Origin of the sequence: Stenotrophomonas sp. TWI1183 (assembly GCF_039673115.1) — a bacterium.
Taxonomy (GTDB): Bacteria; Pseudomonadota; Gammaproteobacteria; order Xanthomonadales; family Xanthomonadaceae; genus Stenotrophomonas; species Stenotrophomonas maltophilia_AA.
Map to the genome: position 1 here is coordinate 221141 of NZ_JBDJKZ010000005.1, position 11533 is coordinate 232673.

Sequence of the window (11533 nt, forward strand, 5' to 3'; positions counted from 1 at the left end):
ATCAGCGGTCTTCCCCGGTGGCGAGCTGGCGCTGCAGCTGGCTGACTTCATTGCGACGCAGCTGCAGCTGGGCGGTGGCGGTGGCTTCCTCGCTGCGGGCGCGGGCCAGGTCCGCATCGACCGTGGCGCGAACGGCCAGCATCGGCGCGTTCTTGCGCTCGCGGCGGTCGCCGGCCGCGCGCTGGGCCTGCTCCAGGCCCTGGCGGGCCACGGCGATCAGGTCCGGGGCGTACTGGTCGGCATCGGCCTGGGTGGCCTTGTCGACCGCCTGCCGGGCCTGCATCAGTTCCAGGGCGCCATCCTGCGCCTGTGCAGCACCAGAGAGCGCGAATGCGCACACCGTCACATACAGGGCCCGTCGTATTTGTGCGAAGCTAGGTTTCATTGGGGGTGCCGTCGCCAGAGTTGTGTGCGCGGCCATTGTCGGAAGCCTGCGGTGCGCTTGCAATGGCAAGCCGCTGATTGTTGGGGAAACATTTCGCATGGATATCGGCTATTTCCTGAAGCTGATGACCGAAAAGAACGCGTCGGACATGTTCTTGACGACCGGAGCACCGGTATACATCAAGATCGAGGGGAAACTCTATCCGCTGGGCAATACCGGGCTGCCGCCCGGGATGGTCAAGAAGATCGCCTACTCGTTGATGGATGAAGGCCAGGCCCCGCAGTTCGAGCGCGAGCTCGAGCTCAACATGGCCATTGCCCTGCCCGATGCGGGGCGCTTCCGCGTCAACGTGTTCAAGCAGCGCGGTGAGGTCGGCATGGTGATCCGTGCGATCCGCAGCAAGATCCCCAGCATCGAAGAGCTCAACCTGCCCCAGGTCCTGAAGGACGTCATCATGACCCCGCGCGGGCTGGTGCTGGTGGTCGGCTCGACCGGCTCGGGCAAGTCGACCTCGCTGGCCTCGATGATCGACCACCGCAACACCACCACGACCGGGCACATCCTCACCATCGAGGACCCGATCGAATACCTGCACAAGCACAAGATGTCGATCGTGAACCAGCGCGAGGTCGGGCTGGACACGCACACCTTCCACGACGCGCTGAAGAACGCGATGCGCGAAGCACCCGACGTGATCCTGATCGGCGAGATCCTGGATGCGGAGACGATGGAGGCGGCGATCGCGTTCGCCGAAACCGGGCACCTGTGCCTGGCCACCCTGCACTCCAACAACGCCGACCAGACCATCGAGCGCATCCTCAACTTCTTCCCCGAGAGCGCGCACCGCAACGTGCTGATGAACCTTTCGCTGAACCTGCGCGCAGTGGTGTCCCAGCGCCTGGTCAAGGGCAAGGACGGGCGCCGCCTGCCGGCCACCGAGGTGTTGATCAACACGCCGATGATCCGCGACCTGCTGCGCCGCGGTCAGGTGCACGAGATCAAGGCGGCAATGGAAGCGTCGCTGGAGGAAGGCATGGAGAGCTTCGACCAGTGCCTGTTCCGGATGGCCAAGAACGGCATCATCGAGCAGGAGGAAGCGCTGCGCGCGGCCGACTCGCGCGATGGCCTGGCGTTGAAGTTCCGGCTGTCCGAAGGCGGCAGCGGCGAGCATGATCCGTACGCGGATTATTCGGCCAGCTCGGCACCGGCGATCACGCACGGGTTCTAACAGGTCTCACCGTTGGTGGGGGCAATTGACACGGCGCATCGACCAACGGTCGATGCCTACCCGTCTGCCTGCGTCGATCGGTCCATGCCCACCGTCACCCTGCGTCGATCTGACGCTCGGGCCGCGCCGCGTCGAAGGCCGGCAGCGCCAGGCACTTCGCCTCGATTCGCTTCAGGGTCGGGTACGGCGCCAGATCCAGGCCGAACCGGTGCGCGTTGTACAGCTGCGGCACCAGGCAGGCATCGGCCAGGCCGGGCTGGTCGCCATGGCAGAACGTGCCCGTCGCGGCATGGCCGGCCAACAGGGTTTCCATCGCCGCCAGCCCCTCCGCCATCCAGTGCAGCGTCCATTGCGTGCGCGTCTCGGCGCTGGCCTGCAGGGTGCGCTCCAGGTACTGCATCACCCGCAGGTTGTTGAGCGGGTGGATGTCACAGGCCACCAGCTGGGCCAGTGCCCGCACGCGCGCCCGGCCCCCGGCATCGCCGGGCAGCAACGGCGTGGCCGGAAACACCTCGTCGAGGTACGCCAGGATCGCCATTGACTGCTGCAGCACGCGCTCGCCATGGCGCAGGGTCGGCACCAGTTCCTGCGGGTTGAGCGCGGCATACGCCGCGCTGTGCTGTTCACCGCCCTCGCGGACCAGGTGCACCGGGGTGATCCGGTGCGGCAGGCCCTTGAGGTTCAGCCCGATCCGCACGCGGTACGCCGCGCTGGACCGCCAGTAACTGAACAGTTCGATCGGGTCCATGACGGTCTCCGCAGCGGCGCTCAGGGCCTGGAGGCCTGCTCGATGCGCTGCTCGATCGCACCGAAGATGCTCTCGCCGGCGCCATCGAACATTTCGATCCGCACCACGTCGCCGAAGGACATGAAGGGCGTGCTCGGCTTGCCGTCGCGCAGGGTTTCCACCGTGCGCTGTTCGGCGAAGCAGGAGGCGCCCTTGCTGGTGTCTTCGTTGGCGATGGTGCCCGAGCCGACGATCGCACCGGCGCCCAGCGGGCGGGTCTTGGCCGCATGCGCGACCAGCTGGGCGAAATTGAACTGCATGTCCACGCCTGCTTCCGGCGCGCCGAACCAGGTGCCGTTGACATGCGTGACCAGCGGCAGGTGGACCTTGCTGTCCTGCCAGGCCTCGCCCAGCTCATCCGGGGTAACGAACACCGGCGACAGCGCCGAACGCGGCTTGGACTGCAGGAAGCCGAAGCCCTTGGCCAGTTCGCCCGGGATCAGGTTGCGCAGCGAGACATCGTTGACCAGGCCGATCAGCTGGATATGGCCGGCGGCCTGCTCGGGCGTCACCGCCATCGGCACGTCGTCGGTGATCACCACCAGCTCGGCCTCCAGGTCGATGCCGTACTCCTCGCTGACCACCTTGACCGCATCGCGCGGGCCGTAGAAGCCGGCGCTGGTGGCCTGGTACATCAGCGGATCGGTGTAGAAGCTCTCCGGCACCTCGGCGCCACGGGCGCGGCGCACGCGGGCCACGTGCGGCAGGTAGGCGCTGCCGTCGACGAACTCATAGGCGCGCGGCAGCGGTGCGGCCAGCGCCTGCAGGTCGATGTCGAACACGCCGTCGGCATCGCCGTCGTTCAGCGACTCGTACAGAGCGTTCAGGCGCGGCGCAAGGTGGCTCCAGTCTTCCAGGGCCTGCTGCAGGGTCGCCGCGATGCCGGTGGCGCGCACGCCCTGGCGCAGATCGCGCGCGACCACGATCAGGGTGCCGTCGCGGCCGCCTTCCTTCAAAGAACCAAGCTTCATGGGTGGGTATCCGGGATCGCGAAAATAGGTTTCAAGTGTAATCAAATGGTTGGTGGGCCGACCAGCTGCACCGCCGCATCGCTTTACCGTAATGCATTGCCGACGCGCAGGAGCAGCCACGCATGGCGTGGCTCTACTGTTCCGTCCCCCTGCTCCCAAGCTGAACAGGGGCATTTGGTATGGGTCTCAAACATCCGTTAGACTATCCGGGTCTGCAGCGGCCGTCCGTTTCCCTTCGGGATCGCCGGCGATATGGATCAAACGATCCGTCGCCCGCCCCCACTCCGACGCCATTCGTCATGCATTCCAGTCTGCGCACCGCGTCGACTGCACCCAATTCTCGCAGCGCGGTTTACGGGAACGCTCCGAGTCAGCCGATCACATTGATCTGCCTCGCGTCCGGCCATTCGGCCTGGCGTTACTTTGTCTTTGGAGCTTCCACCCGATGTCTTTTGAATCCTTGGGCCTTGCCCCGTTCCTGCTGCGCGCGTTGGCCGAGCAGGGCTACGAAACCCCCACCCCGATCCAGGAGCAGGCGATCCCGCTCGCCCTGGAAGGCCGCGACCTGCTGGCCGGCGCACAGACCGGTACCGGCAAGACCGCCGCGTTCGGCCTGCCGCTGCTGCAGCACCTGGGCACCAACCCGCAGGCCGTCGATGGCCCGCGCCGTCCGCGTGCACTGGTGCTGACCCCGACCCGCGAGCTGGCTACCCAGGTGCATGACAGCCTGCGCGGCTACAGCAAGTACCTGCGCATCCCGAGCGCCTGCATCTACGGCGGCGTCGGCATGGGCAACCAGTTCGACGTGCTGCGCCGTGGCGTGGACCTGCTGGTCGCCTGCCCGGGCCGCCTGATCGATCACATCGAGCGTCGCAGCGTCGACCTCTCCGGCATCGAAATCCTGGTGCTGGACGAAGCCGACCGCATGCTCGACATGGGCTTCCTGCCGTCGATCAAGAAGATCCTCGCCAAGCTGCCGCGCCAGAACCGCCAGACCCTGCTGTTCTCGGCGACCTTCGAAGAGAGCATCAAGCAGCTGGCGCTGGAGTTCATGCGCAACCCGGAGCAGATCCAGGTCACGCCGAAGAACACCGTTGCCGAGAACATCAGCCACCGCGTGCACCCGGTCGATGGCCCGCGCAAGCGCGAGCTGCTGCTGCACCTGCTGGCCCAGGACAGCCGTGAGCAGACCCTGGTGTTCGGCCGTACCAAGCACGGCTGCGACAAGCTGGCCATGTTCCTGGACAAGTCCGGCATCAAGACCGCGGCGATCCATGGCAACAAGAGCCAGGGCCAGCGCCTGCGCGCGCTGGGCGACTTCAAGGCCGGCCGCGTGACCGTGCTGGTCGCCACCGACATCGCCGCGCGCGGCATCGACATCAACGAGCTGCCGAAGGTCATCAACTATGACCTGCCGATGGTGGCCGAGGACTACGTGCACCGCATCGGCCGTACCGGCCGTAACGGTTCGACCGGCCAGGCGATCTCGCTGGTGGCGCAGGACGAAGCCAAGCTGCTGCGCCAGATCGTGCGCCTGCTCGACAAGGACATGGACATCCGCGACGTGCCGGGCTTCGAGCCGCAGACCCCGATCCGCTGGGGCAACAGCGCGCCGGGCAAGGCCGAGCTGCCGGGTGGCGATCGCTCGCCGCGCAAACACGCGCGTCGTCCGCATGCCGAGGCTCCGCGCCACGCCCATGCCGGCCCGAAGAAGGCCGGTGGCGGCCAGCGTGATGGCGCCGGCCGCGGTGCACCGCGCGGTGGCCAGCCGCAGGGCCAGCGCCGTGGCGGCGGCAACGCCGGTGGCGGCCGCAGCCAGGGCGGCGGTGGCGGTCGCGCCAGCTGATTCCTTCGGGCATCGCTGAGACGTAGAAAGGGCGACGCATCTGCGTCGCCCTTTTTTTTGTTTTTCTGGAGCCGGCCAGCGGCCGGCACTACAACGGCCGTTGAATGGTGCGTTGCCTCAGAAGCTGTAGGCCACCGTGATCCGCGCATTGCGGCCTGGCTCGCTGTAGCGGCCGATGCCCTCATCGTTGACGTAGCCGTACAGCGTGTTGGTGCCCTTGTTGATGTTGCGCACGCGCTGCCAGAGGTAGTACTCCTCGTTGGTCAGGTTGTAGATGCCAGCGCTGAGCTTCCACTGCGGGGTGACGTTCCAGGTGCCGTACAGATCCAGCACGGTGTGGCCATCGGCCTTGTCGACGAAGGCAGGCGTGGTGACCTTGCCGGTGGCGTCGGTGGTGTAGGCGTCCTTGGCCTTCTTGGCCACGGCATGGGTCACGCTGGCGGTGAGATTCCACACCGGCGAGGGGGCATAGCGCACGCCGAGGACGGCGCTGGCCGGCACGATGCTGTCGAGCGGATCGCCATTGCGCTTCTCGCCTTCGCTGTAGGAGGCGGCCAGGCGCGAGGACCACGCATCGCTGATCTGCCAGCGGCCCTCCAGCTCCACGCCCTTGACCGTCACTTCGCCCGCGTTGGTCGGCATCGTGTAGTTGCGCGAATACAGCACCGGGCCGGTCGCGGTGGTGCGGAAGCCACCCGGTACTGACTGGACCAGGTTGGTGTACTCGATGAAGTTCTCGTAGCGGTCGCGGAACACCGACAGGCCCAGCTGCGCGCGGTCCGTGCTCCAGCGGTAGCCGAACTCGAGGTTCAGGCTCTTTTCCGCCTCCAGATCCGGATTGGACACGGTGTCGTTGAGCAGCAGCGGCTGGCCGTTCTGCGCGTTGATCACCTGGGTGGCGCTGGTCGGCGAGTACATGTCCGCCACGGTGGGCGCACGGAAGCCACGACCCACCTGGGCCCACAGCGCGTGGTCGGGCAGGAAGCGGTATTCGGCGCCCAGCTGCCAGGTCGGCGAAGCGAAGCTCACGTCACGTACGGTGCCGGTGCGGTCCACGAAGGTGGCGTCCACCTGCGGCGAGTAGTCGTAACGGTCGTAGCGTGCACCCGCGCTGAGGGTCAGGCGTTCGTCCAGCAGCTGCACGCTGTCGCGCAGGTACAGGTTCCAGGCGGTGACGTCGGTCTTGGGCACCTGGCGCGGATCGATCTCCACCGAGGCCACGGCCCCGGCCGCGTTCCAGCGCGTGTCGACCGCGGTGAAATCGATGTCGCGCTGCTGCCAGGCCAGCCCGTACACCACGTCATGGCGCGCGCCCGCGGTGGCGAAGACCTTGCTGAAGTCGGCCGCGGCACGGTCCAGGGTCTGCTTGGTGGAGCGGTTCTCGCTGCGCAGGCACGGCGTGGCGCCGCCCGGGCAGCCGCTGCCGGCCACGATGGTGGTGATGCCACGGCTGTCGGTGACCTGGCGATCCACCTGCGCATCCAGGGTATCGAACAGCGCGTTGTCGGCCCGCCACTGGTAGTTCACCCCGTAGCGGTCGCGGTCGTTGGTGTCATGGCCTTTGCGCGACAGGTAGCCCGGTGCATAGACACGCGACAGGTTGTCCACGTCGTTGGTGGCGCGGCCACGCTCGTACAGAAAGCCCAGCGTATTGGCGTCGTCGAGCTGCAGGTCAAGCTTGCCAAGCAGGTTGTCGCGGGTGCTGTCGACCGGATCGGGCGTGCGGCGCCCGACACCGATGCGATCATTCGTGGTGTCGTACCACGATTCGGATTCGTGGCCTTCGCGCCGGGTGTAGACCAGCATCGATTCGACGATGCCGGTGCGGTTGGCAAAGGTCAGCGTGCCCATGGTTTCGTCATTGGCGCCCGAGTAGCCCGCCTTGAAGCCCAGGTGGGTGTCGTTGCCGGTGGGCGTGAGATAGTCCGCTGGATCCTTGGTGGTGAACACCACCGCGCCGCCCAGCGCGCCGCTGCCGGCGCTGATCGCATCGGCGCCCTTGATCACGGCCAGGCTCTTGAGCGTATCGATGTCCACGTCGCCGCGGCCCCCCCGGAAGAACTCATAGGAACGCGCGGTTTCCACCGATTCGCCCAGGCTCAGGCCATCGACGGTGATGGCCACGCGGTCGCTTTCCAGGCCGCGGATGTTGAAGCCGTTGTCGCCGAAGCGGCCCATGTCCACGATGCTGACACCGGGGATGTAGCGGATCGCTTCTTCCATCGTATTGGCCATCTCGTTGTCGAGATCGGCCGCGGTGAGCACGGTGACGTTCTGGTTGGTCGAGCGCGTCTTCTTGGCGCGCTCGGCCTGCACGCGCACGGTATCGAGCGTGCTGGCGTCGTTGAGGGTTTCGGCGTGCACGGTGGCGGACAGGCTGGCGGCAACCGCCAGGGCCAGCAGGGTGAGGGACGACTTCATGATCGGACTCCGCAGGAGGGATGGGAATGGCGGAAACGCCGCGGTGGCGGCGGGCCGTTCCTGGCTGCGGCGATCGGCTGATCGAGCGGGGCTGGGAGGCGCAGGTACGTGTGCAGGGGGCGGCAGGGCCGCCTACAGGCCGCTAGCGGTTGCCGTTGGCCGAGTGCGCGCCGGCGACCGGCTCGGGATCGCGCGCATCGACGACGCCATCACCGTTGCTGTCGGCACGGTCGAACATGCGCTTGCCCGACAGCTGATACTCGGCGAAGGTCATGCGACCATCTTTGTCGTTGTCCAGCGAGGCGAAGCGCACGCGGGCCTGGCGCCCGGCATCGGCGCGGACACGCTGGCGCTGCTGCTCCAGGCGGCCCTCGAACTCGGTGGTGTACTCGGTCAGCGACAACGCGCCGTTGCCGTCGGTATCGGTGGCGGCGAAGCCCGCCGCACGCGCCGCGTCGAACTCCGCGCGATCGACCACGCCGTCCTTGTTGCGGTCGTACAACTCCAGCATGCCGTTGGCGGTATGCGAGGTCGGCATCTTCAACGGATCGCGCGAGGACGCGGCAGCGGTTTCCTGCGTGGCGTCCTGCGATGCCTCGTAACCGGCCCAGGTGCGCTCCCCGGCGGCATCGTATTCGGCGCGGCTGATCGTCCCGTTCCTGTCGCGGTCCAACGCCTTGAAGCGGGTGTCGGTCTGGCGCAGGTGGCCGGCGCGTGCGTCGGCCAGGCGGACATCGAAGCGTTGCAGGTATTCGTCGACGTATTCCTGTTCCTCGACATGGCCGTCGTGGTTGCGGTCGGTCTCGGCGTAGCGCTGTGTGCGGAAGGCCTCGAACTGGGCCCAGCTGACGCTGTCGGCGCCCTCGGTGGCGAACTGCGCCAGGAAGGCCGCCGCGGTCGGCGACACCGTGGCGGTCGTGGTGGCCGGCTGCGCGAGGGCGGCCGGGGCCAGCACCAGTGCCAGCACGGCAGCGGTGAGCGGGTCGATCTTCATGGTGGTTCCCCTGGAGAAAAGGACGGTGGCGGTTCGAGGACGCGGACGCGCAACCGGGCGGGTTTGGCGTGGATCGGCGCGACGTACCGGTGACGCTCGCGTCCAGTGTGAGCGGGCGCCATCCTATTCTTATTGCGAATGATTCGCAATACGGAATTTTCACGGGGGATGTGATGGGTGTCCAACAACCGAAAACAGCCGACGTTGGTCGGCTGTGTCGGACACATAGCGGGGGAGGCCAGCGTGTCACCTCGGGTGCGGTCGGGAGCCGGCCAGCGGCCGGCACTACCTGAAGTGGAGGCGTCAGCCGCGCGGCTTGGCCGGGTTGAGCTGGTTGCCGAAGAAGATCGCGTTCAACAGCAGACGCTCGGTGCCGTGCCAGTACTTGCGGTGGGCCGGGTCATCGGCGAACAGGACCACGTTGCCCTGCCCCTGCGGCGACACCACCAGCCACGCGGCACCGGCGACGCGGCTGCGGTTGCGCTCGGACAGATAGCCGTTGACCTTGGGCGCCTCATCGATGCGCACCACGGTGGAGAACGGGTTGCGGCTGGGCTGGAAGCTCAGGCCGTTCTCCTTGTTCACCGCCAGCTGCCGGCGTGGCACGCCGAAGCCGAGCGGATGGGTGTTGTCCACGTCCGCGCTGAGGATGTTGCCGCTGACGCGCTCGATCGCCGCAATGTCCCGCTGGTCACCGAACGCACGCCGCGCTGCTTCCGGCTCTTTCTCCTCCGGCCCCAGCACTTCATCGCTGAGCTTCTGCTCGATCGCCCAGCGCGCGGCGGTACCGTAGGTGATCAACGAGCCACCGGCGTTGATCCAGCGCTTGAGCGCCGCGACTGCGGTGGCATCCACGCCGGTGTAGGTGCCGCCGGCCAGGACTATCGTGGTGTAGCGGTCCAGCGTGATCTTGCCCAGCTGGGCCGGGTCGATCTTGCTGGCCGGCAGCTGCAGGTGCTGGTCGAGCAGGAACCACGCCGAGCCGATTTCGGTGGCGCTGACGCCCTCGCCCATCACCAGGGCCACTGCCGGCTTGCGCAGCGCTTTGACACTGTCGCTGCCCAGATCGATGCCACCCCGGCTCTGCCCACTCGACACTGCCTGGATGTGCACGCCACTGCTGCGCGCGGCCGCGTCGACCGCGGCGAGCAGCTCGGCGCCTGCCAGCGGCTGCCCTGCGACCGGCACCACGATGCTGCCGTAACCGAACGACTGCTCCCCCTGCGCGGTGGCCGCCGTGAACGGCTGGAACGCGGCACGGGTCAACAGACCCTTGGCCTGCAGCGCATACAGCGCGCGGCTGGCGTTGTAGTCGCGCCAATCGAACACATAGGCGTAGCCCGCCTGGCCACCCGCCACGCCACCGTTCGCGGCCGGCACGCTGGCCACGCGCTCGCCACCGGCGATCCGGCTGCGGCTGGCGGCGAAGGCGATGCCGTAGGCCGGCGCGATCGCGTAGGAGGTGCTGCCGTAGAACACATCGCCCTTGATCGGCGGCGTATCGGCGAAGATCGAATGCACCAGCCGGAACTGCGGTTGCGCGGCCTGGACCACGTAGGCGCTGCCCGGCTCGAAACGCTGGCCGTCCACCGTCACCGGCGCGCTCAGTGCCTGCACGGTGATCTGGTGCTGCAGCAGCAGGTCCAGCAGCCGCTGGGTCAGGCCCGGATCGGCCGCGTCGCCGAACACGAACGACTTCACCGGCTGCTGGTTGGCCTGCTTCAACGCGGACTGGAAGAAGTCCTTCTGCAGCTTCAGCAACCCGTCGCGTTCGGTCACCGCGCCGCGCACCGTGCCCAGGCCGGTCGCCACCTGGTTGCGGATGGTGAAGCCGAAGGTCAACAGGCCGTTGACCGATTCCTGCACCCGGCCACGCGAACTCGCCTGCTCGACCGTCACCCCGACCGCGCCGTGGAAGTCCGGGTAGGTCGAGCCGTACACCGGCGAGAAGTTGTCGAAGTTTTCCCCGGTGTAGTACAGCGAGCCCAGCGCATCCAGAGACTGCGCGTGGTACCTGGCCAGGGTCTTGTTGAAGTCATACGACGATGCCGGAATCAGCGGGCTGTGCATGCTCGCCGGCGACGGTTCGAAGTAGTAGGTGCTGTCCTTGCCCATCTCGTGGAAATCGATCTGGACGTTGGGATACCACTGATGGAAATAGGCGATCTTCGGTCGCGTGTCCTGCTGGGTCAGCGCCAGCCAGTCGCGGTTGAGGTCGGTGAAGTAGTGGTTGGTGCGGCCCTGCGGAAACGGCTCGACGTGTTCCTTGTCGGCCGGATCGGCCGACGCCGGCGACGATGCGTAGGCGTTGTGCCAGCTCGCCGCGCGGTCGCGCCCGTCCGGGTTCTGCGCCGGATCGAACAGCACCACCGCCTGCTGCAGCCACTGCGCGGTCTCCGCGCTGCGGTTGGCGACCAGGTAGTAGGCCGTCAGCATCGCTGCTTCACCGCTGGAGGTCTCGTTGCCGTGCACGCTGTAGCCCAGCCACACCACCACCGGGCTGTTGCCGGCGGCCGAGAGCGGCTGCGCCGGATCGGCCAGGGTGACGTGCTGGCGGCGCAGCGTCTCCAGGTTCTGCAGGTTCTGCGCCGAGGTCACCGTGGCGATCAGCAGCGGGCGGCCCTCGTAGCTGCGGCCGATCTCCTCGACCCTGATCTTGTCCGAGTGCCTGGCCAGTTCGTTGAAATAGGCCACCAGCTGATCGTGCCGCGTGTAGCGGCTGCCGATCTCATGGCCGAGGAACTGCTGGGGAGTGGGCACGGCCGGATCGAAATCACCGCCGGCCGGGAAGAAGTACGCACTCTGCGCGGAGGCAGGCGCAGCGAACAGGCACAGCACCAGCGCCAACCAGGCGATGGGAGACAGCAGATGACGTTGCAAAGACACAGCGATTCCCCGAAA

Annotated in this window: 8 protein-coding genes; 2 read left to right on the forward strand and 6 right to left on the reverse strand. The window is 67.2% G+C overall.

The genetic code is table 11. The annotated features are described in order from the left end of the window. Window position 1: 1 nt before the first annotated feature. The gene (locus tag ABE434_RS07395) at window positions 2–385 is read right to left on the reverse strand and encodes a DUF4398 domain-containing protein (protein ID WP_183073797.1); all 384 of its coding nucleotides are present in this window, start codon (window positions 383–385) and stop codon (window positions 2–4) included. A gap of 97 nt (window positions 386–482) precedes the next feature. On the opposite strand from ABE434_RS07395, the gene ABE434_RS07400 reads away from it, so the two are divergent. Further along, the gene (locus ABE434_RS07400; RefSeq protein ID WP_346478368.1) at window positions 483–1613 is read left to right on the forward strand and encodes a PilT/PilU family type 4a pilus ATPase; all 1131 of its coding nucleotides are present in this window, start codon (window positions 483–485) and stop codon (window positions 1611–1613) included. 94 nt (window positions 1614–1707) lie between these two features. Here ABE434_RS07400 and maiA read toward each other — a convergent pair whose 3' ends face one another. Further along, window positions 1708–2361: a maleylacetoacetate isomerase gene (maiA, locus tag ABE434_RS07405; protein WP_346478369.1), complete on the reverse strand. Its 654-nt coding sequence runs from the start codon at window positions 2359–2361 to the stop codon at window positions 1708–1710. Window positions 2362–2381: 20 nt separating this feature from the next. Beyond that, window positions 2382–3371, reverse strand: a complete 990-nt coding sequence (locus tag ABE434_RS07410; protein WP_346478370.1) for a fumarylacetoacetate hydrolase family protein — start codon at window positions 3369–3371, stop codon at window positions 2382–2384. A 445-nt stretch (window positions 3372–3816) separates the two neighbouring features. Between ABE434_RS07410 and ABE434_RS07415 the strand changes: the two genes are divergently transcribed. Then, a complete protein-coding gene (locus ABE434_RS07415; RefSeq protein WP_121042519.1) occupies window positions 3817–5217 on the forward strand; it encodes a DEAD/DEAH box helicase in 1401 nt (466 codons plus the stop codon). A gap of 117 nt (window positions 5218–5334) precedes the next feature. On the opposite strand, the gene ABE434_RS07420 is transcribed toward ABE434_RS07415, so the two are convergent. From ABE434_RS07420 to ABE434_RS07430, 3 genes are all read right to left on the reverse strand, one after another. Next, window positions 5335–7638, reverse strand: coding sequence for a TonB-dependent hemoglobin/transferrin/lactoferrin family receptor (locus ABE434_RS07420; RefSeq protein ID WP_346478371.1), 2304 nt, complete (start codon window positions 7636–7638; stop codon window positions 5335–5337). A 142-nt stretch (window positions 7639–7780) separates the two neighbouring features. Further along, window positions 7781–8632, reverse strand: a complete 852-nt coding sequence (locus ABE434_RS07425; protein WP_346478372.1) for an EF-hand domain-containing protein — start codon at window positions 8630–8632, stop codon at window positions 7781–7783. A 303-nt stretch (window positions 8633–8935) separates the two neighbouring features. Then, complete coding sequence (locus tag ABE434_RS07430) at window positions 8936–11500, reverse strand: M14 family zinc carboxypeptidase (protein ID WP_346478384.1); 2565 nt, start codon at window positions 11498–11500, stop codon at window positions 8936–8938. Between the last annotated feature and the right edge of the window lie 33 nt (window positions 11501–11533).

What these genes read in the sequence shown, in the direction of transcription:
- ABE434_RS07395 (WP_183073797.1), bottom strand. Translation starts at nt 385, where the DNA reads ATGAAACCTAGCTTCGCACAAATACGACGGGCCCTGTATGTGACGGTG.
- ABE434_RS07420 (WP_346478371.1), bottom strand. Translation starts at nt 7,638, where the DNA reads ATGAAGTCGTCCCTCACCCTGCTGGCCCTGGCGGTTGCCGCCAGCCTG.
- ABE434_RS07415 (WP_121042519.1), top strand. Translation starts at nt 3,817, where the DNA reads ATGTCTTTTGAATCCTTGGGCCTTGCCCCGTTCCTGCTGCGCGCGTTG.
- ABE434_RS07400 (WP_346478368.1), top strand. Translation starts at nt 483, where the DNA reads ATGGATATCGGCTATTTCCTGAAGCTGATGACCGAAAAGAACGCGTCG.
- maiA (WP_346478369.1), bottom strand. Translation starts at nt 2,361, where the DNA reads ATGGACCCGATCGAACTGTTCAGTTACTGGCGGTCCAGCGCGGCGTAC.
- ABE434_RS07425 (WP_346478372.1), bottom strand. Translation starts at nt 8,632, where the DNA reads ATGAAGATCGACCCGCTCACCGCTGCCGTGCTGGCACTGGTGCTGGCC.
- ABE434_RS07410 (WP_346478370.1), bottom strand. Translation starts at nt 3,371, where the DNA reads ATGAAGCTTGGTTCTTTGAAGGAAGGCGGCCGCGACGGCACCCTGATC.